This is a genomic window from Streptomyces sp. NPDC052496 (assembly GCF_040679095.1).
GTDB lineage: Bacteria > Actinomycetota > Actinomycetes > Streptomycetales > Streptomycetaceae > Streptomyces.
Map to the genome: position 1 here is coordinate 18,574 of NZ_JBFAUH010000028.1, position 19,201 is coordinate 37,774.

Below are 19,201 nucleotides of genomic sequence, written 5' to 3' on the forward strand. Positions count from 1 at the left end.
CGATTACCGCACGGCTACTTCTTCGGCAGCCACTTCTTCCACACGTCCGGATGCTGTTCCACCCAGGTCTTGCCCGCCTCGTCGGCGGACATGCCCTTCGCGGCGATCAGCTCGGAGACCTCGTTCTGGTTCTCCTTCGTCCAGTGGAAATTCTTCAGGAATGCCGCGGCGTCCGAGCCGCCCTTGGCGAATTCCGTGTTGAAGAACTTCTGCAGCGGCGTCGTCGGATAGGCGCAGTCGATGGAGTCGGGGTCCTTCGCCCCCTTCTCCGCGCAGGCGTCGGTGTACTCCGGGAGTTTCACCTCCACCATCGGCACCTGGTTGAACAGCCACTGCGGCTCGTACCAGTACGTCAGGAACGGCTTCTGCTGCTTGGCGAACTGCTGGATCTGGGTGATCTGCGCCGCCTCGGAACCGGCGAAGACGACCTCGTAGTCCAGCTTGAGGTTCTTCACCAGCGCCTTGTCGTTGGTGACGTAGGACGGCGAGCCGTCCATCAGCTGGCCCTTGCTGCCGCTCTCGGAGGTACGGAGCTGGTCGGCGTACTTGTTGAGGTTCTTCCAGTCGGTCACGTCCGGGTGCTTGTCGGCCCAGTACTTGGGCACCCACCACCCGATGTGGCCGGTGACGCCGTTGCCGCCGCCCGCCGTGATCGTCTTCTTGTCCTTGACGTACCGCTGCTCCTGCTCCGGGTGGCCCCAGTCCTCCAGGATGGCGTCCACCCGGCCCTGGCTGAGCGCGTCCCACGCCGGGATCTCGTCCACCTGGACGGTGTCGACGTGGTAGTCCAGCTCGTGTTCGAGCAGGTACTTGGCGACCGCGACGTTGGCCTGCGCGCCGACCCAGGTCTGTACGGACAGGGTGACGGAACGCTGGCCGCCCGGCGCCTGGAACGGCGAGCCCTGCTTGGTCATGTCGGCCTTGCCGCAGCCGGAGAGGGCGAGCAGCGTCGCCCCCGCCAGCACGGCGGCCCCGGCCACGCGGGTACGGGTACGGGTCATGATCAGGCTCCCTTCCCCGTCGTACGACGCTGCGTCGGCTGCGTGACGCGGTCGAGCATCAGGCCGAGGCAGACGATGGCGACGCCCGCGACCAGACCGAGCGCCAGGTCGCCCTTGGCGAGGCCGGTGACCACGTCGTAGCCGAGCGCGCCACCGCCCACCAGGCCGCCGATGATGACGACGGCGAGGACGAGGACGACGCCCTGGTTGACGGCCAGCAGCAGTGCGGGCCGGGCCAGCGGGAGCTGTACCTGCCGGAGCATCTGCCAGCGGGTGGCGCCGAGCGAGCGGGCGGACTCCATCGCGGCCGGGTCGACCTGCCGCAGGCCCTGGGTGGTGATGCGGATGACCGCGGGCAGCGCGTACACGACGGCGGCGGCAGCGGCCGGGGCGCGGCCCACGGCGAACAGCGCGACCACCGGGATCAGGTACACGAACTGCGGCATGGTCTGCATGACGTCCAGCACCGGGCGCAGGATCGCCTCCAGGCGCTTGCTGCCCGCCGCGAGGATGCCGACGCCGAAGCCCAGCACCAGGGTCACCGCGAGGGCGGCGAGGACCTGGGAGAGGGTGTTCATGGACGGCTTCCAGACGCCGAGGACGCCGATGGCGGCCAGCGCGAGCGTCGCGGTCAGCGCGGTGCGCCAGGTGCCGATCAGCCAGGCCAGCGTGGCGACGATGAGCAGCGCGCCCCACCAGGGCAGCGCCGTCAGGCCGTCGCGCAGCGGGTCCAGGACCCAGGAGGTGAAGTGCGCGGCCCAGTCGGCGGTGCCGCCGACGACGGGGACTCCGGAGTAGAGGTGGTCGACCATCCACTCCTTGAAGTCGTTGACCGGGCGGGCGATGGCCACCGTCCAGCCCGAGGGCCAGATGGTGGAGCCGGCCAGGCGGCCCGCGACGGTGGCGAGCACGGTCAGGACGGCGACGCCGGCCCAGGCGTACCAGCCGCGCAGCAGCTTGGGGCCGCGGGTGGCCGCGTCGGCGCCCATCCGCTCGCCGGCGGCTGCGGTCGTACGGTCCATGACGATGGCCAGCAGCACGATCGGTACGGCGGCGGCGAGCGCGGCGCCGACGTCCACCGAGGCCAGTGCCTGGTAGACACGGTCACCGAGACCGGCCGCGCCGATCATGGAGGCGATGACGGCCATGGACAGCGCCATCATGATCGTCTGGTTGAGGCCGAGCAGCAGTTCCTTGCGGGCCAGCGGCAGGCGGGCGGTCAGCAGCCGCTGCCGGCCGGTCGCGCCGAGCGAGGTGACGGCCTCCAGGACGCCGGGGTCGGCGCCGCGCAGGCCGAGGGCGGTGAGGCGGGCCATCGGCGGGGCCGCGTACACGACGGTGGCCAGCAGCGCCGCGGGCACGCCGATGCCGAAGATCAGCACGACGGGCAGCAGATACGCGAAGGCGGGCAGTACCTGCATGGTGTCCAGCACCGGCCGCAGGATCTTGAACAGCCGCTCGGAGAGGCCGCCCGCCAGGCCCAGCAGGGCGCCCACCACGACCGAGGCGACGACGGCCACGATCATCAGGGCGAGGGTCTGCATGGTCGGCAGCCACATGTCCAGGACGCCGCTGACGGCGAAGGAGATCAGCGCGGTCGCGGCGATGCGGACGCCCGCGACGCGCCAGGCGACGAGGGTGACGCCCGCGGTGACGCCGGTCCAGCCGAGCAGCAGCAGGAGCTGGTAGACGGCGCGTACGGAGATGACGACGGCGTTGCTGAGGTGGCCGAGGAAGTAGACGAACAGCGGGTGGCTGTCGCGGTTGTCGATGATCCAGTCGCTGGTCCGGCCGAGCGGGCCGGTGAGGTCGACGGTCAGGTCACCGGGCCAGGTGCCGCTGGACCACTTGGCGTGCGCGAGCGGTACGAGGACCGCGGCGGCGACGGCGAGGATGAGGATCTTGCGGAGGCCGCGGCTCTGGAGGGCGGCTTGGAGAGTGCCCTGCTTGTCGGGAGCGGCGGCGGGGGTGCTCGCGGTGGGGGTGGCGGCCGTCATGCGCGCCCCCGCTTCACCGTGCCGGCCGGTATCTGCATCGCCGCGGCGCGCTGGGCCTCGTGCCAGCGGCGCTGTACGGCGGCGCGGAGCCGGTCCGCCAGGGAGTGGGCGGCAGGGACGTGCCGGGTACGGGGCCGGGCCTGGGAACCGACAGGGGTCCGGGTCCGGCTCGGCGGATCGAGCGTCCGTACCTGGGCGGGAGCGACCCGTACGGGCCGCCGCGTCGGAGGCCAGCCGGCCGCCGCGAGGGCGGCGTCGGCGGTGCTGGTGTACGCGGACATCAGGCAGCCACCTCGCCGGCGTCTATGCGGGCGACGACGTTCAGCAGGCAGGTGCTGTCCACGATGCCCAGGCAGCGCTTGCCGTCCATCACGCGGGCCGCGCCGCCGGAGCGGGCGACGGCCTCGATGGCGTCGGCGACCAGCGTGTCGGGCGCCAGCGCGGCCCCGGTGTCCGCCTCGCCGGCCTCGGCCGGGCGCATGGCGCGGCGTACGGTCAGCACCTGCTCGCGCGGTACGTCCTGGACGAAGTCGCGGACGTACTCGTCGGCCGGCGAGCCCACGATCTCCTCGGGCGTGCCGAGCTGAACGATTTTCCCGTCGCGCATCAGGGCGATCCGGTCGCCGATGCGCAGTGCCTCGGCCAGGTCGTGGGTGATGAAGACCATGGTGCGGCCCTCGTCCTCGTGCAACCGCACGACCTCTTCCTGCATGTCGCGCCGGATCAGCGGGTCGAGCGCGCTGAACGGCTCGTCGAACAACAGGACTTCGGGGTCCACGGCGAGCGCGCGGGCGAGCCCGACGCGCTGCTGCTGGCCACCGGACAGCTGTCCGGGGCGGCGGTGCTCCAGCCCCGCGAGGCCGACCTTCTCCACCATCTCGGCGGCGCGCTCGCGGCGTTCGCCGCGCGGCACGCCCTGGATCTCCAGGCCGTACGCGACGTTGTCGATCACCGAGCGGTGCGGCAGCAGGCCGAAGTGCTGGAAGACCATGGCGGCGCGGCGGCGGCGCAGCTCGCGCAGCTTGGTCTTGTCCATGGCGCGGACGTCCTCGCCGTCCATGTCCAGGCCGCCGCTGGTCGGCTCGATGAGCCGGGTCAGACAGCGCACCAGGGTGGACTTGCCGGAGCCCGACAGGCCCATGACGACGAAGACCTCACCCTTGTGGACGTCGAAGCTGACGTCGCGCACGGCGGCCGTGCAGCCGGTCCGCTCGCGCAGTTCCTGCGCGGACAGGCGGGTCAGTTCGGCGTCCTCCGGGACGCGCTCGGCCTTGGGGCCGAAGACCTTCCACAGGTTGCGGACGGAGAAGACGACGTCCCGGGGGTCCTCGGCCGTCAGGTTGTCGGCGGCCTTGCGGGGCTGGGGTATACCGGCTTCGGGGGCGGTGGCGGTCATCGGGCATCACCTCCCCGGGTCGGGGAATCGACGAGCAGTTCGGCGGCCTTCTCCCCCACCATCAGTACGCCGATCATCGGGTTCACGGCGGGCATCGTCGGGAAGACCGACGCGTCGGCGATGCGGATGTTGGACAGGCCGCGGATCTTCAGCTCGGGGTCGACGACCGCCGACTTGTCGTCCTTGGCGCCCATCTTGCAGGTTCCCGCCGGGTGGTAGACGGTGTGCGCCGCCTTGCGGACCAGCTCGCTGATCTCCGCGTCCTCGGTCACCTCGGGGCCGGGGAAGACCTCGCGCTTGAGCCACTTCTTGAACGGCTCGGCCTCGGCGACCTTACGGGCCAGCTTGATGCCGTCCACGAGGGTCCTGCCGTCGTAATCGTCCTCGTCCATGAAGTACTTGAAGTCGAGCGCCGGCTTGACCTCAGGGTCCTTGGACGTGAGGTAGAGGCGGCCGCGCGAGCGGGACTTGGGGATGTTCGGCGTCATCGACACACCGTGCTCGGGGCGTTCGTAGCCCAGTCGCTCCGGGTTGTCGGTGAACGGGATCTGGTAGAAGTGGAACATCAGGTCCGGGCCCTTGTGGTCCGGATCCCGCTTCACGAACAGGCCCGCGTCGGAGTCCATCGCGGAGTTGCCCGGGATGGGCCCGTCGGTCTCCCACACGATCACCGACTCGGGGTGGTCGATCAGGTTCTCGCCGACGCCCGGCAGGTCGAGCTTGCACTCGATGCCCAGCGCTTCCAGGTCCTGCTTCGGGCCGATGCCCGAGTGCATCAGCAGGCGCGGGGTGTCCACCGCGCCGGCGCACACCAGCACCTCGCGCGCGGCCTCGACGTAGACCTCCTCGCCGTCCTTGGTCCGGACGTGGACGCCCTTGGCGGTGGTGCCGTCCAGCTCCAGCTTCGTCGCCCAGGTCTCCAGCATCAGCGTGAGGTTGGGGCGGTCGCCGGCCTCCATGTGCGGGTGCAGGTAGGCGACCGAGGCGGAGGAGCGCTTGTTGTTCTCCGGGTGGTACGACAGGTCGAAGAACCCGACGCCCTCCTCGAACGGCTGGTCGTTGAAGCCGACGACCTCGGGCACGCCCAGCGCGCTCTTGGCGGCCTCGATCCAGTCGGTGGCGATCTGGTTCTGGTCCTTCTTCGCCACCCGCACGATGTTGTTGCGCAGCTTGCCGAAGTAGGGGTCCATGTCCTTGGCGCCCCAGCCGGTGGCGCCCGCCGCCTCCCACTCGTCCCAGTCGGACGGCAGCGGCTTGAAGGAGATCAGGGTGTTGTGCGACGAGCAGCCGCCCAGCACCTTGGCGCGGCTGTGCAGGATGTGCGAGTTGCCGCGGGGCTGTTCGACGGTGGTGTATTCGTAGTCCAGCTCGCCGCCGAGCAGGCCGAGCCACTTGCGCAGCGTCAGCACGTCCTCGCGGTCGATGTCGGAGGGGCCGCCTTCGATGACGGCGACACTCACGTTCGGGTCTTCGGTGAGCCGGGAGGCGATCACCGAACCGGCGGTGCCACCGCCGACGATCACGTAGTCGTACACGGGCATGAGGTGGTGCTCCTTCTGCAAAGTTCGTGCGTGCGTGGTGCTGTGAACAGACGGGCCCTCAGCCCGCGAACCAGCGCACCGGTTCCGGCCGGAGGTTCTCGTAAACGTGCTTGCTCTCGCGGTACTCGTCCAGCCCCGCGGGGCCCAGTTCCCGGCCGATGCCGGACTTGCCGAAGCCACCCCACTCGGCCTGCGGGAGGTACGGGTGGTAATCGTTGATCCAGATCGTGCCGTGCCGCAGCCGGGCGGCGACCCGGCGCGCACGGGCGGTGTCGGCCGACCAGACGGCGCCGGCCAGGCCGTACTCGGTGTCGTTGGCCAGCGCGACGGCCTCGTCCTCGGTCGTGAACGTCTCCACGGTCAGGATCGGCCCGAAGGTCTCCTCGCGGATCACCTTCATGTCGCGGTGGCAGCCGTCCAGAATGGTCGGGCTGTAGAAGTAGCCGGTGGCCGGGCGGACATCACTGGCCTCCGGGCGGCGTCCGCCGCACCGCAGCTGCGCGCCCTCCTGAAGGGCGGAGGCCACGTACGCCTCGACCTTCTCCAGCTGCTGCTGCGAGACGAGCGGGCCGCACTCGACGCCCTCTTCGGTGCCGCGGCCCAGCTTGATCTTCTCGGCGCGGCGGGCCAGTTCGGCGACGAAACGGTCCCGCACCGACTCCTCGATGATCAGGCGGGCACCGGCCGAGCAGACCTGGCCGCTGTGCGCGAAAGCGGCGTTCAGCGCCTGGTCGACGGCGGTGTCGAAGCCCTCTTCGGTGGCACAGGAGTCGGCGAAGACGACATTCGGATTCTTGCCGCCCAGCTCCAGGGCGATCTTCTTGGCGCCCGCGACCGCCGCCGCACCCGCCTTCGTACCGCTGACCAGCCCGCCGGTGAAGGAGAACAGGTCCACGTCCGGGTGCTCGGCCAGCCGCTGGCCGACCGGCAGGCCCGCGCCGGTGACGATGTTCGCGACACCGGCCGGCAGCCCCGCCTCGACCAGCAGCTTCACCAGGTACACCGTCGAGAGCGGCGTGACCTCGCTGGGCTTGATCACGAAGGTGTTGCCCGCGGCGAGCGCCGGAGCGATCTTCCAGCTGGCCTGGAGCAGCGGGTAGTTCCAGGGCGTGATCATCGCGCAGACGCCGACCGGCTCGTGCACCACGACGCTGTGCACGTCCGGGCTGCCCGCGTCCACGACCCGCCCGCCGCTCTCGTTGATCACCAGATCGGCGAAGTACCGGAAGGCGTTGGTGACGTCGTCCACGTCCACCCGGCCCTCTTCGAGGGTCTTGCCGGTGTCCCGGCTCTCTATGAGGGCGATCTCCTCGCGGTCCCGCTGGAGCAGATCCGCGACCCGCCGCAGCAGCGCGGCCCGCTCCGCGACGGGCGTACGGGGCCACGCCCCGGCCCCGCCGTCGAAGGCCCGGCGAGCGGCCTCGACCGCCGCGTCGGCATCCTCGACGCCGCCCTCGGCGACGACTTCGAGCGTCTTCGCATCGGCGGGGTCCAGGATCTCCCGAGTGGCGCCGGATACGGCGGAGCGCCACACCCCGTCTACGTGAATCGTCTCGCTTGCCGACACGTCTGTTCTGCCTTTCGACTTCCGGTTTGTTGCCACTGGTTCACACCAGCAACGAGGACCCCTCCCCGGAACCCCTTTACCTATGCCGAAACATCGAAGGAAAGTGACCCGACTCACTCTTCCGGCCCCCGGAATGCATGTTTGACGGGACTGATATGGGTCACTGGTGGGGGCTTGTGGGGGTGTTCCCTGAGGGGCAGGGGCGCCGTACGGCCCGGGCCGATCGTCCGGTCGTACGTCCAGCCGTACGTCCGGCCATACGTCCCCTTACGGGCCGGCCGAGGCCGCCTTCAGGCCGTCGCCTGCGGCTCGGCACCGCCGCCCTGCCGGTGATCCCGGGGGCTGACTCCCCGTACCCGCTTGAACGCGGTGCTCAAGGCGAACGGGCTGCCGTAACCGACCCGGCGGGCGACCGCCCCGAGAGTGGCGTCCGGCTCGCGGAGGAGGTCGGCGGCGAGGGTCAGGCGCAGGGCGGTGAGGTACGTCATCGGGGGTTCGCCCACCAGTTCGGTGAAGCGGCGGCCCAGCGCCGCACGGGAGACGCCGCTCGCTGCCGCCAGGTCCGCCACGGTCCACGGCCGCGCCGGTTCCTCGTGCAGCAGCCTCAGCGCCCGGCCCACCACGGGATCGCCGTACGCGCCGGACCCGCCCGGCGCCGCCGCCTCCGGGCGGGCGAACCACGCCCGCAAGGCGGTGGTCAGCAGCAGATCCAGCAGCCGGTCGAGGACGGCTTCCTGACCCGGCTCGTCCCGGCCGATCTCCGCTTCGAGGAGCGGCACCAGCGAGGAGTTCCAGGCGTCGGCGGACAGCCGTAGCAGTGGCGGCAGCGCGCGCAGCAGCCGCTGGTTGATCTCGCCACGCATCTGGTACGTACCGCTGAGCAGCACCACCGGCCCGTCCGGACCGTCCCCCCAGGTCCGTACGCCCAGGTCCATGGCCTCGCACAGCGCCTCGCCCCGCGGTGTCGCGGAGACCTGGCCGGGATGGATGACGACGCGCGGCGCGGTGGCCGGGTCGTCGGCGACGGTGTACGGGTCGGGGCCACGCAGGACCGCCACGTCGCCGGGCAGCAGCCGCACCGCGCCCGTACCGCCGGCCGCGTCCCCCGGCGCCGCGCCGGGGACCACCCACGCATCGCCCCGCACCACCGACATCAGGGTCAGCGGCGCCTCGTCCTGGACGCGCAGCGACCAGGGCGGGCTGAGGACCGAGCGCATCAGGAAGGCGCCGCGCGCTCGCGGCCCGTCCAGCAGACCGGTCAGGGCGTCCATGGGCGGAGCGTAGCGGGACGGCTGGACGCACGGACATGCGTTTGAGCGGGCCGGCCATGGCCGGGGCGGGACGCGCGGCCCTTGACTGGGCGGAGAGCTCCGCACAGCTGACCCTTCACCCGAGACCAGAGGACCGTCCGCCCATGTACGACACGCTCCGCACCAGCACGCTGTTCGCCGCCACCGTGGCCTCGGGCCTGCTCGCGGGCCTCTTCTTCGCGTTCTCCTGCGCCGTACTGCCGGGGCTGCGCCAAGCCGGCGACGGCGTGTTCGTGGAGACGGTGCAGCGCGTCAACTCCGCCATTCTCAACGGCTGGTTCGCCCTCGTCTTCGTCGGCGCCCCACTCCTCACGGCGGCGGCCGCCGCCCTGCACCTGCGCGCCGACGCCCGTGCCGCCTTCCCCTGGCTCGCGGCCGCCCTCCTCCTGCACGTGGTGGCACTCGCCGTGACCTTCGCCTTCAGCATCCCGCTCAACGACGCCCTGGCGGCGGCCGGCGACCCGCCCCACCTGGGCGCGGCCGGACTCGGTGCGGCACGGGCACGCTTCGAGGTGCCCTGGACCCGCTGGAACCTGGTCCGCACCCTCACCACCGCGGCCGCCCTCGGCTGCCTGGTGCGCGGCCTGGTCCTGCACGGCCGCCTCACGGGAAGCGGCACCTGAGGACCGGCCCGGGCCCGGGCCCCGAGGTCAGGACGGGTCGGGATCGAAGAACTTCAGTGCCGTCTGCTGGATGCGGCTCTGGGCCGGCCAGTCGGCGTCCGGGCCCAGGACCAGGACGGCGAACTGGCGGCCGTCGGGGACGGTGAAGGCGCGGTCGGTGACGCGGGCGCGGACGCCGAGTTTCTCGCTGTCGTAGGCGTAGACCAGTTCGGTGGTGCCCGAGCTGAGGCCGATGTCCTGGGTGGGGCCGAGGCTCATCTCGACGTAGCCGGGCTTGTCGGCGAGGCTGTCGGAGGTGGCTCTCAGGGCTTCGTGCGGAGTGATGTCGGGCTCGGTGATCTCGAAGATCTGGAGGAGGTACCGCTGGTCGGGGGCGGTGTAGAAGACGCCGTCCGAGCGCTGGGTGCGCTGCCAGTCCCGCGGTACGGCGAGGGAGAAGCCGGCGCTGTCCCGCGCCAGGCGGTAGCCGGACGGGACGGCGCCCGAGGGGGAGCCGGACGGACTGCCGGTCTCCGTGTCCGTGGCGGGGCCGGTCGGTTCGCCGGCCGGGGCGGCGGTCGAGCGGTGCGGGTCCGGTGACGAGACCGTCGTACCGGTGCCGGAGCGTACCGAGCCGTCGTCGCCGCCCCACAGCAGCCACCCGCCGCCGAACCCCACGGCGACCACGGCGACCGCCGCGCCGACGACGAGCGGCGTCGGCCAGGAGCGCGGGCGGGCGGCGGACAGCCCGGTGCCGGGCGCTGCCGCCGGGTCGTGGCCCGGCGGGTGGTGCGGCGGGTAGGACGGGAGGCGCGGGCCGTCGGCCGTGGCCTCGGTGAAGAAGTCCGCGCCCTGCGACGGTGCGGGGCCGGGGACGAAGCCGGGCCTGGACGGCGGCGGGCTCGTGTACGGCGCGGGGGCCGGGCCACCGGTGTCCCAGCGCTGCTCCTCGTCGTTCCAGCGCGCCCCGCCCGCGCCGCCCCCCTGCTGCTCGCTCATGCTCAGCCTCCCAGCAGCGCGGCCACGGCCTGCCCCACGGCCGCGCCGGACGCCAGCATTCCGGTGACCGCGCCCGCGTCCGCCAGTGCGGTGCGCAGCCGGTCCAGCCGGCCTGGCGCGGTGCGGCCGGTGGTCTCGATCTCTTCCTGGGCGTCGGTCAGTTCGGCGGTCAGCAGCGTGACCTGCGGCGTCTCGATGACCCTGGCCAGGTCCTCGCGCAACTGCCGTACGGCGGCGAGCAGTTCCTCGTGCGCGGGGTCGGTGCCGGGGCGTTCCGCGGTGTGCTCGTTGTGGGTGACCGTGTTGTGGTCGCCGATGGCGAAGGCGCCGTGCACCTTGCCGATGTGGATGCCGCGGTGGTGTCCGTCAGCCGTTGCCATGTCTGCCTCCCCGTTCGTCCGCTGTGCTGCCGTGCGCGCCGGCCGTGGTGACGATTGTGCCCCGGCCGGGGCGGGACCGTACCGGCCGGTCACCGGTCCTTGTCGGTGTGCGGCCGGTCGTCGGCCTTTGTCGGTGTGCGGGCGGTCACCGGCCCTTGTCGGCGGCCTTCGTGCTCTTCGCGGTCTTCGCGGTCTTCGCGCTCTGGGCGGCCTTGCTGCCGGCCGCGCCGGACGCCGCCGCGCCCGCCGCGCCGCCCAGTCCGCCGTTCTGGGTGATCGTGTTGTGGTCGCCGATGCCGATGGCGCCGTGTGCCGACTCGATGAACACCCCGCCGTCGGTGACGTTGACGATCCGCTGCTCGAACTCGTCGGTCTGCCAGCCCGCTTCGTACAGCGCGCTGCGCACCCCGCTCGCCACCCGGTCCTGGATGCTCTTCAGGTAGCGGGTGACGTCCATCTCCTGGAAGAGCGAGGCGTCCCCGTCGGAGCCCAGTTCGCGCACCGAGACCGCTGGGCCGTCGGGCAGCGCGCCGCCGTGCCCGCCGGTGAGCAGGCTCCAGGCGGACACGAATCCGCGCCACAGGCTGGTCATCGCGCGCCCGGCGGAGCGTGGCGTCTGCGCGAGCGCCCACACCGCCTTGCCGAACGGGTTGTTGTGGCGGTAGCGGTGGGCGATCCGGTCGGCCTCCCGGTACAGCGCGCGCACCGGCCACAGCACGTGCGGCGCGACCTCCAGCATGAGCATGCCGCCCTGCGTGTGGACCCGTACGAAGACCGTCGTGACGATGCCCTCGCCCCAGCCGCCGACCCGTACGCGCAGGAAGTGCCGCCGGGTCTCGCCGCCCTCCTCGACCGCGCGGGCCCGGTGCGCGGCGAAGCCGTCCGGGCCGTACGGGGCGGCGGCCCGGGACGGCAGCCCGGCCACCGGCAGGAAGACGCACTCGTCGATCTCCAGCTCGCGCAGCCGGTCCCGCACCGCGGCGGCGGCCTGCGGCGAGCCGTGTGCGGAAGGCTCACGGAGCGCTTCGACCAGGGGGATGATCCGCTGCAGGACGGCGTCGTTGTCCAGCGGCAGCGGCCCGCCGGCCTCCTCGTCCGGGCCGGGCACCGCGTCCTTGCGGGGCCGCAGTTCCACCGACAGCGACCAGGTCTCGTACGGTGTGCCCGCGCCGCAGAACGGGTCGGCCGCGCGGTACATGACCAGCGGGCCGTGCTGTTCGGTACGGATACGGTGGCGCAGCCGCTGGAAGCGCCCGCCCTCGGCCCGCTCGGCGGGGTCACCCGCGGCGTCCGGGAACCGGTCCCGGGACAGCTCGGTGGTCAGCACCTTGGCCACCTGGCCGTGCTGCGCGCCGACGGCCCACGCCAGGACGACGGGGAGCGCGAGCGCGACCCAGGCGTGCAGCGACTGCGCCGCGCCCATGTTCTGCCCGAACAGGCCGGTGGGCAGGAAGAACGGCAGCGGGCTGTCCGACAGGCCGGAGGAGGAGCTGCCGGAGAAGTCGTACGCCGACCCCGCCGAACTGCTGGAGTCGTCGCTCCCGAAGGCCATCACCAGCAGCGCCACGGCCACGAGCAGCCCGCTCAGCCGCCCGTACCAGCGCAGCAGCCAGCCCGCGAGCCGCCGGTACCAGGGCGGGTGCACGGCGCGGCCCCGTACGAAGGGGGCCAGCGAGAGCAGCGCGACCGGCAGCAGGTACAGCAGGGTCAGCCCGGAGGAGAGCGGGACGGACACGATCCACAGGAGGAGTACGGCACCGGCCCAGGCCAGTTCCATGCGGCGGGCGCGCAGCGCGTGGGCCAGCACGCGGGCCGCGTCGAAGCCCAGCGACGGGGCCGCCAGGCGCTCTTCATGGACGTACAGCTCGTCGATGACCGTGTCGCGGTACGCCGGATCGAGGTAGGTGCCGGCGCACAGCAGCCGGGTGGCCTCACTGGCGCTGGGCGCGGCGGGCGGCAGCGGCGGCACGGAACGCGGGCCGTCGGCCGGGCCGGGCTGCTGCGGCACGTACGTATGAGTCACCAGAAATCCCCCCGGGCACCAACCGCCCATGGTGACGGGCGGGTTGCGTGTCGTGAACGCCGCAGCATAGAGGAGGCCGGGGAGCTGTGTCAGGCGCGCGCCCGGAAGATCACACCAAGGTGTGACACAACGCCGGAGCCCGTACGGATTCCGGGGATTCCGTACGGGCTCCGGGCGTGCGGGGCGCGTCAGCGGGCGCGCGGCAGCGGGCCGCGCGCCCGTCCGGGCGTCAGAGCAGGCCGAGACCGCGCACGGCCTCGCGCTCCTCCGCCAGCTCCTGGACGGAGGCGTCGATGCGCTCGCGCGAGAAGTCGTTGATCTCCAGGCCCTGGACGATCTCGTACTTGCCGTCCTTGGTGGTGACGGGGAAGGAGGAGATCAGGCCCTCCGGGACGCCGTAGGAGCCGTCCGAGGGGATGCCCATGGAGGTCCAGTCGCCGTCCGCGGTGCCGTTGACCCAGGTGTGGACGTGGTCGATGGCGGCGTTGGCGGCGGAGGCGGCCGAGGAGGCGCCCCGGGCCTCGATGATCGCGGCGCCGCGCTTGGCGACGGTCGGGATGAAGGTGTCGGCCAGCCAGGCCTGGTCGCCCACGACCTCGGCGGCGTTCTTGCCGGCGACCTCGGCGTGGAAGATGTCCGGGTACTGGGTCGCGGAGTGGTTGCCCCAGATCGTCAGCTTCTTGATGTCCGAGACCTGCGCGCCGGTCTTCTGCGCGAGCTGCGAGATGGCGCGGTTGTGGTCCAGACGGGTCATCGCGGTGAAGCGCTCGGCCGGTACGTCCGGGGCGGCGGCCTGGGCGATCAGGGCGTTGGTGTTGGCGGGGTTGCCGACGACCAGGACCTTGATGTCGTCCGCGGCGTGGTCGTTGATGGCCTTGCCCTGCGGCTTGAAGATGCCGCCGTTGGCCTCCAGCAGGTCGCCGCGCTCCATGCCCTTGGTACGGGGGCGGGCGCCGACGAGGAGGGCCACGTTGGCGCCCTCGAAGGCCACGTTCGGGTCGTCGGAGATGTCGATGCCGCGCAGCAGCGGGAAGGCGCAGTCGTCGAGCTCCATGGCGGTGCCCTCGGCGGCCTTCAGCCCCTGGGGGATCTCCAGGAGGCGCAGCTTGACCGGCACGTCCGCGCCGAGCAGATGACCGGAGGCGATGCGGAAGAGGAGTGCGTAACCGATCTGGCCGGCCGCGCCGGTGACGGTGACATTGACGGGAGTGCGGGTCATGGCGATCTCCTGCGCGCTGTTTTCTGGGGGCGAGCCCCCGTACCGCGTAGGTGGCGGTGGGAACCCCTGCCCATTTACCGAGATCTCTTGGTGTCGAGAGACCCGGCCGTCAGGCTATCGGACCGCCGCACCGCACGGCCCCCGGGCCGGTGTGGAACGCCTCACCGGCCCGCCCGTGACGCTCCGGCGTACCCGCGCGGGTACGTGGCGGGCGGCCGCCCGCTCAAGGAGGGGGGAGCGCGGACGGCCGCCGGATGGTGCCACACCCGTGGGGGTCATTGATGCCCCTGCCCCGGATCGGCGGGGGCAATCCTGCTGATGTGGGGGGTCTTGTTCTCGGGGGTGGGTCTCGTTCTCGGGGGTGGGTTTCTCCGGGTTGGGTTTCTCCGGGTTGGGGCTCGTTCTCCGAGATGGGTCTCGTTCTCGGGTGCGCCCGGCGGCGGGCGGCAGCCGGCGGCGCCGTACGCCCGCCGGCTCACCTCACCCGGCGTTCCGTCCCGACCCCGCCGGTACCGGCTTCGCGCAGCCCTTCACGCCCGCCGCGGTCGTCCCGCACGCGGTGACCTTCGCCGGATCCCCGGACACCGGCACCATCGCGGTGTACGCGTCGCCGTCCTGCCCGGCGCCCGCCTTCTCGGTGCGGCCACCCGAACTGATCGACGCCTGGTCACCCGGCGCGGCCCCGGTGATCCGGGCCCAGGCGGCACCGCACACCTTGCTGTACCGCACCTCTATCAAGGTGCTTCCGGCGAACCCCCGGGACGGGCTGATGGCGTTCCGGCCGCCGCACCCCATCGCCTCGGGGTCCTTGCCCACACAGTCGGCCCCGGCGCACTTCACCCCCGCCGGCAGCACCGGCTTCTTGCTCGGGGAGGCCGACGGCGCGGGCGCGGCCTGCTGGTCGTCCTTGCCGCCGGTGTCGAGCAGCAGCACCGCGGCGGCGATGACCAGCAGCGCACCGACGACGCCCGCCAGGAACATCGTGACGCGACGGCGGCGGAGCTGCCGGTCGGTGTCGTCCGGGCCCGTGGGCAGTACGGGCTGCTCCGGGTGGCGCGCGGCGCCGGGGCCCGCCGTACGGTCACCGGAGGCCTGCCGGGGCACGTCGTACGCCGGCGCCTCGTGCCGCGGCGGCGGGGCCGCGGGCACGGCGTCCGGGTAGCCCGCCAGGCGGGGCCAGGACACCTTGCCCGGCCGGTCGGCGTCGCCGTCCCGGCCGGCGTCGCCGTCTTGGCCACCGTGGGCGGGCTTCCGTGGTGTGGTGTCCGGCGCGGTGTGCGGGGACGGGTACGGCATCGGGCCCGGCGCGGTGCCCGGCGTCCCGTCCGAGTGCGCGGGTGGTGGCGCGGGCGGTGCGGAGGGGGACGCCGCGGACGGCGCGGCAAGGCCGGGGAAGTCCGCGGAGGACGGCAGGTCGTCACCGCGCCACGGCGCCGCGGGCGCGGGCACGGCGGCGTCCGGCTCTCCGGCCCGGTTCTTCCGGGCTCCCCGGCCGTCCCGCCCTCCGGCCTTGCCGTCAGGCTTCTCCCCGGCCCGCTCCTTGCCCCTGTCCTTGCCCTGTTCCCTGCCCCGATCGCTGCCCTGATCCCTGCCCTGATCCTTGGTCTTCTCCTTGGTACGGGACTTCGTCCTGCCCGGCGCCGGGCCGAACTCCCCGAGCGCGGCCCGCGCCTGGGCCACCCGGATCGCCTCCATGGTGACGTCGTGCCGCATCTCCGAGCGGCTCCAGGCGCGTTCGGCCAGCTCCCACATCGTGGTGAGGTGTCCGGTGTGCGTACCGGTCGCCTCGGCCAGCGCGATCACGGCGCGCTGCGGCGGCAGCAGCCGCCCGTTGAGGTAGCGCTCCCACGAGGTCTTGCTGTAACCGGTCCGGTCCGCGACGGCGGCCACGCTCAGACCGCTGCGTTCCACGAGTCTGCGCAGCTGACTGACGAACTCCTTGACCTGCGGGTCGAGTTCTTCCGGTAGCGCCCTCCAGCGAGGCATTGCCTCCCCCTAACCGCCCATATGCGCCTGGTTGCGCGTTCGCGTGCTCCTGCGCTCCGCTCCTTCGCCGGGGCGCGACCCCCGCAGACTGTCCCGGTGGTTACCCAAAGAGATGCTCAGAGCCAGGATGCCAGTTCCCATCTCCGGGGCGCACGGGAGCGTTCGGGCGACGGACACGCGGACGTGCACGCCCGTACACTTCTGTTCCGTCGTGCGGCGCCGATCGCGGGACATCTTCGGGACGTTGCCGTCCGTCAGGCGCCGGCCAGCTTCTTCTGCAGCCCGATGTCGAGCGCGTCGAGGAACTCCTCGGTGGTCAGGTACGGCTGGCTCTTCGAGATCAGCTGCGCCAGGTCCTTGGTCATCCGGCCGTCCTCGACCGTCTCCACGCAGACCCGCTCCAGCGTCCGGGCGAACCGGGTGACGTCGGGGGTGCCGTCCAGGTCGCCGCGGTGGACCAGGCCGCGGGTCCAGGCGAAGACGGAGGCCACCGGGTTGCTGGAGGTGGGCTTTCCCTGCTGGTGGCGGCGGTAGTGCCGGGTCATGGTGCCGTGCGCGGCCTCGGCCAGGAGGGTGCGGCCGTCGGCGGACATCAGGACCGAGGTCATCAGACCGGGCGAGCCGAAGCCCTGCGCCACGACGCCGGACTGCACGTCCCCGTCGTAGTTCTTGCAGGCCCAGACGTATCCGCCCGGCCGTTTGAGCGCCGCGCCGGCCATGTCGTCGATCAGCCGGTGCTCGTAGGTCAGGCCGCGGGCGTCGAAGCCGGCCTTGAACTCGGTGTCGTAGACCTCCTGGAAGAGGTCCTTGAACCGGCCGTCGTACTTCTTGAGGACCGTGTTCTTGGTGGACAGGTACACCGGGTACGAGCGGGCCAGGCCGTAGCGGAAACAAGCGCGCGCGAAGTCGCGGACCGACGCGTCGTGGTTGTACATCGCGAGTGCGACGCCGGGGCCGGGGAAGTCGTGGACCTCCAGCTCGACCGGGTCGCCGCCGTCCTGGGGCGTGTAGGTCAGGGTGAGGGTGCCGGGCCCCGGGATCCTGAGGTCGGTGGCGCGGTACTGGTCGCCGAAGGCGTGCCGCCCGATGACGACCGGCTCGGTCCAGCCGGGGACCGGGCGCGGCACGTTCGCCATGATGACCGGCTCGTGGAAGAGCACGCCACCGAGGAGGTCGCGGAGGGTGGCGTCGGGCGAGCGGTACATCGCCTTGAGGCCGAACTCCTCGACCCGCGCCTCGTCGGGGGCGATGGTGGCGCACTTGACGCCGACGCCGTGCTCCCTGATCGCGTGCGCCGCCTCGACGGTGACCTGGTCGCCGGTGGCGTCGCGGTGCTCGATGCCCAGGTCGAAGTGGTGCAGCTCGATGTCGAGGTGGGGCAGGATCAGCCGGTCCCTGACGGAGGACCAGATGATGTGGGCCATCTCGTCGCCGTCGAGCTCGACGACGGGCCGGCAAACCTTGATCTTGGCCATGGGGCGCCAAGCTACTCGGCGGCGGATCGCCCCGGCCGTCCCTGCGGGCGGCGCGCGGGCGGACGTCACGCGAATGGCGTGGGAGGGCCGCGGGGTGCGGGCGGACAGCAGGGCGCGGGAGGGCCGCAGGGCACAGGCCGCAGGGTGCGGGAGGCCGTAGGGCGCGGGACGACCCGAAGCGCCGCGGGGCCACAGGGCCGCAGGGGCGCAGGGCGTGTCCGTACGGTCCCGCCCACCGCGCGGCGTCCGGCGCGCCCGGCCGCCCCGCCCCCGGGCCTACTACCAGACCGTGAAGTGCACCAGATCGTCCAGGAACGGGATCTTCAGCCACGGCTTGGGCTGCGCCATCAGCGCCAGCAGGACGATGGCCAGCCCCAGCCCGCCGTACGTCGCCATGTCCGTGAAGCGGGACCGTACGGCCAGCATGCCCACCTTCGGCAGCACCCGCCGCAGCACCGCTCCCGCCAGCAGGGACAGGCCGATCAGGATCGTCCCGATACGGAAGCCGTCGAGCGCGACGATGAACAGCCCGAGCGCCACGCCGCCCATGACGGCCAGCAGCGGCCACTGCCGGGCGGGCGGGGCGGCGCTGCCGGGGGCGGTACGGCCGCCGCCCTCCGGCCGCGCGGTGTCGGTGGTGATCCGCGGGAAGCGGCGGGAGGGCCGCTGCGGCTCGGAGGCGCCTTCCGCGTGCGCTTCGGCACTCATGGGTGGCTGTCCCTTTCCGTGTCCGTTCCGGTGCTGCGTGAGTTCCGGTGCTGCGGGGAGGTGCGGGCTCAGCCCGCGGCGCGCTCGGCCGCCTCGACGACGTTGACCAGCAGCTGGGCACGGGTCATCGGGCCGACGCCGCCCGGGTTCGGGGAGATCCAGCCGGCCACTTCGGCGACACCGGGGTGCACATCGCCGACGATCTTGCCGTTCTCGTCGCGGCTGACACCGACGTCCAGCACGGCGGCGCCCGGCTTGACGTCCTCCGGCTTGATGATGTGCGGCACACCGGCGGCGGCCACGACGATGTCGGCCTGCTTGAGCTGTGCGGCCAGGTCACGGGTGCCGGTGTGGCACTGGGTGACGGTGGCGTTCTCCGACTTGCGGGTCAGCAGCAGCGGGATGGAGCGCCCGACGGTGATGCCGCGGCCGACCACGACCACGTGCGCCCCGTTGATCACCACGCCGTGGTGGCGGAGCAGCTGGATGATGCCGTACGGGGTGCAGGGCAGCGGGCCGTCGATGCCCAGCACCAGCCGGCCCAGGCTCATCGGGTGCAGGCCGTCGGCGTCCTTGGCCGGGTCCATCAGCTCCAGGACGCGGTTGGTGTCGATGCCCTTGGGGAGCGGCAGTTGGACGATGTAGCCGGTGCAGGCCGGGTCCTCGTTCAGCTCCCGTACGACCGCCTCGATCTCCTCCTGGGTGGCGGTGTCCGGCAGTTCCTTCTGGATGGAGGCGATGCCGACCTGGGCGCAGTCGCGGTGCTTGCCGTTGACGTACCAGCGGCTGCCCGGGTCGCCACCGACCAGGAGGGTGCCGAGTCCGGGCGTGACGCCCCGGGCCTTCAGTGCCTCCACGCGGACGGCGAGTTCGGACTTGATCGCGGCGGCGGTGGCCTTGCCATCGAGAATCTGGGCGCTCATACCCCCATCCTCCCGGATGAAGCCTCCCCCGTTCCAATCAGGGCGGGCTTTCGGGGCGGACCGTGCGCGGACCG

16 protein-coding genes are annotated in these 19,201 nt (G+C 72.4%); 1 reads left to right on the plus strand and 15 read right to left on the minus strand.

The window, feature by feature from the left end; genetic code table 11:
• Positions 1-14: 14 nt before the first annotated feature.
• The 7 genes from AB0L45_RS31230 to AB0L45_RS31260 form a co-directional block, all read right to left on the minus strand.
• Complete coding sequence (locus AB0L45_RS31230; RefSeq protein ID WP_365845884.1) at positions 15-1,001, minus strand: ABC transporter substrate-binding protein; 987 nt, start codon at positions 999-1,001, stop codon at positions 15-17.
• 2 nt (positions 1,002-1,003) lie between these two features.
• On the minus strand, positions 1,004-2,998 hold the full coding sequence (locus tag AB0L45_RS31235; protein WP_365845887.1) for an ABC transporter permease subunit: 1,995 nt from the start codon (positions 2,996-2,998) through the stop codon (positions 1,004-1,006).
• Entirely contained in the window at positions 2,995-3,279 is a 285-nt protein-coding gene (locus AB0L45_RS31240) for a hypothetical protein (protein WP_365845889.1), read from the minus strand. Before AB0L45_RS31240 ends, AB0L45_RS31235 begins: the two co-directional genes overlap by 4 nt.
• Positions 3,279-4,394, minus strand: coding sequence for a glycine betaine/L-proline ABC transporter ATP-binding protein (locus AB0L45_RS31245; RefSeq protein WP_365845891.1), 1,116 nt, complete (start codon positions 4,392-4,394; stop codon positions 3,279-3,281). The genes AB0L45_RS31240 and AB0L45_RS31245 overlap by 1 nt, the downstream gene beginning before the upstream one ends.
• Positions 4,391-5,935, minus strand: coding sequence for a GMC oxidoreductase (locus tag AB0L45_RS31250; RefSeq protein WP_365845893.1), 1,545 nt, complete (start codon positions 5,933-5,935; stop codon positions 4,391-4,393). Before AB0L45_RS31250 ends, AB0L45_RS31245 begins: the two co-directional genes overlap by 4 nt.
• A 58-nt stretch (positions 5,936-5,993) precedes the next feature.
• Positions 5,994-7,502, minus strand: coding sequence for an aldehyde dehydrogenase family protein (locus AB0L45_RS31255; RefSeq protein ID WP_365845895.1), 1,509 nt, complete (start codon positions 7,500-7,502; stop codon positions 5,994-5,996).
• 290 nt (positions 7,503-7,792) lie between these two features.
• Positions 7,793-8,773, minus strand: coding sequence for an AraC family transcriptional regulator (locus AB0L45_RS31260; RefSeq protein WP_365845897.1), 981 nt, complete (start codon positions 8,771-8,773; stop codon positions 7,793-7,795).
• A 143-nt stretch (positions 8,774-8,916) separates the two neighbouring features.
• Between AB0L45_RS31260 and AB0L45_RS31265 the strand changes: the two genes are divergently transcribed.
• Complete coding sequence (locus AB0L45_RS31265) at positions 8,917-9,435, plus strand: anthrone oxygenase family protein (protein WP_365845899.1); 519 nt, start codon at positions 8,917-8,919, stop codon at positions 9,433-9,435.
• A gap of 27 nt (positions 9,436-9,462) precedes the next feature.
• On the opposite strand, the gene AB0L45_RS31270 is transcribed toward AB0L45_RS31265, so the two are convergent.
• The 8 genes from AB0L45_RS31270 to AB0L45_RS31305 all read right to left on the minus strand — a co-directional run bounded on the left by AB0L45_RS31270 (position 9,463) and on the right by AB0L45_RS31305 (position 19,127).
• Positions 9,463-10,413 carry a hypothetical protein gene (locus tag AB0L45_RS31270; RefSeq protein ID WP_365845901.1) on the minus strand — a complete coding sequence of 317 codons (951 nt, stop codon included), beginning with the start codon at positions 10,411-10,413 and terminating at the stop codon, positions 9,463-9,465.
• A gap of 2 nt (positions 10,414-10,415) precedes the next feature.
• Positions 10,416-10,793, minus strand: a complete 378-nt coding sequence (locus AB0L45_RS31275) for a hypothetical protein (RefSeq protein WP_365845903.1) — start codon at positions 10,791-10,793, stop codon at positions 10,416-10,418.
• Between the two features lie 145 nt (positions 10,794-10,938).
• Positions 10,939-12,816, minus strand: coding sequence for a hypothetical protein (locus tag AB0L45_RS31280; protein ID WP_365845905.1), 1,878 nt, complete (start codon positions 12,814-12,816; stop codon positions 10,939-10,941).
• A 229-nt stretch (positions 12,817-13,045) separates the two neighbouring features.
• Positions 13,046-14,035: a malate dehydrogenase gene (locus AB0L45_RS31285; protein ID WP_365845907.1), complete on the minus strand. Its 990-nt coding sequence runs from the start codon at positions 14,033-14,035 to the stop codon at positions 13,046-13,048.
• 480 nt (positions 14,036-14,515) lie between these two features.
• A complete protein-coding gene (locus tag AB0L45_RS31290) occupies positions 14,516-16,021 on the minus strand; it encodes a DUF2690 domain-containing protein (protein ID WP_365845910.1) in 1,506 nt (501 codons plus the stop codon).
• Positions 16,022-16,275: 254 nt separating this feature from the next.
• Positions 16,276-17,496 (minus strand): NADP-dependent isocitrate dehydrogenase, encoded by a 1,221-nt coding sequence (locus AB0L45_RS31295; protein WP_365845912.1) that lies wholly within the window; start codon positions 17,494-17,496, stop codon positions 16,276-16,278.
• A 279-nt stretch (positions 17,497-17,775) separates the two neighbouring features.
• Positions 17,776-18,204, minus strand: a complete 429-nt coding sequence (locus tag AB0L45_RS31300) for a DUF3017 domain-containing protein (RefSeq protein WP_365845914.1) — start codon at positions 18,202-18,204, stop codon at positions 17,776-17,778.
• 68 nt (positions 18,205-18,272) lie between these two features.
• Positions 18,273-19,127 (minus strand): bifunctional methylenetetrahydrofolate dehydrogenase/methenyltetrahydrofolate cyclohydrolase, encoded by an 855-nt coding sequence (locus AB0L45_RS31305; RefSeq protein ID WP_365845917.1) that lies wholly within the window; start codon positions 19,125-19,127, stop codon positions 18,273-18,275.
• Positions 19,128-19,201: the final 74 nt, after the last annotated feature.

Coding starts and splice junctions, on each gene's coding strand:
- AB0L45_RS31275 (WP_365845903.1), bottom strand. CDS start 10,793: ATGGCAACGGCTGACGGACACCACCGCGGCATCCACATCGGCAAGGTG.
- AB0L45_RS31240 (WP_365845889.1), bottom strand. CDS start 3,279: ATGTCCGCGTACACCAGCACCGCCGACGCCGCCCTCGCGGCGGCCGGC.
- AB0L45_RS31250 (WP_365845893.1), bottom strand. CDS start 5,935: ATGCCCGTGTACGACTACGTGATCGTCGGCGGTGGCACCGCCGGTTCG.
- AB0L45_RS31260 (WP_365845897.1), bottom strand. CDS start 8,773: ATGGACGCCCTGACCGGTCTGCTGGACGGGCCGCGAGCGCGCGGCGCC.
- AB0L45_RS31235 (WP_365845887.1), bottom strand. CDS start 2,998: ATGACGGCCGCCACCCCCACCGCGAGCACCCCCGCCGCCGCTCCCGAC.
- AB0L45_RS31290 (WP_365845910.1), bottom strand. CDS start 16,021: ATGCCTCGCTGGAGGGCGCTACCGGAAGAACTCGACCCGCAGGTCAAG.
- AB0L45_RS31245 (WP_365845891.1), bottom strand. CDS start 4,394: ATGACCGCCACCGCCCCCGAAGCCGGTATACCCCAGCCCCGCAAGGCC.
- AB0L45_RS31300 (WP_365845914.1), bottom strand. CDS start 18,204: ATGAGTGCCGAAGCGCACGCGGAAGGCGCCTCCGAGCCGCAGCGGCCC.
- AB0L45_RS31230 (WP_365845884.1), bottom strand. CDS start 1,001: ATGACCCGTACCCGTACCCGCGTGGCCGGGGCCGCCGTGCTGGCGGGG.
- AB0L45_RS31305 (WP_365845917.1), bottom strand. CDS start 19,127: ATGAGCGCCCAGATTCTCGATGGCAAGGCCACCGCCGCCGCGATCAAG.
- AB0L45_RS31265 (WP_365845899.1), top strand. CDS start 8,917: ATGTACGACACGCTCCGCACCAGCACGCTGTTCGCCGCCACCGTGGCC.
- AB0L45_RS31295 (WP_365845912.1), bottom strand. CDS start 17,496: ATGGCCAAGATCAAGGTTTGCCGGCCCGTCGTCGAGCTCGACGGCGAC.
- AB0L45_RS31285 (WP_365845907.1), bottom strand. CDS start 14,035: ATGACCCGCACTCCCGTCAATGTCACCGTCACCGGCGCGGCCGGCCAG.
- AB0L45_RS31270 (WP_365845901.1), bottom strand. CDS start 10,413: ATGAGCGAGCAGCAGGGGGGCGGCGCGGGCGGGGCGCGCTGGAACGAC.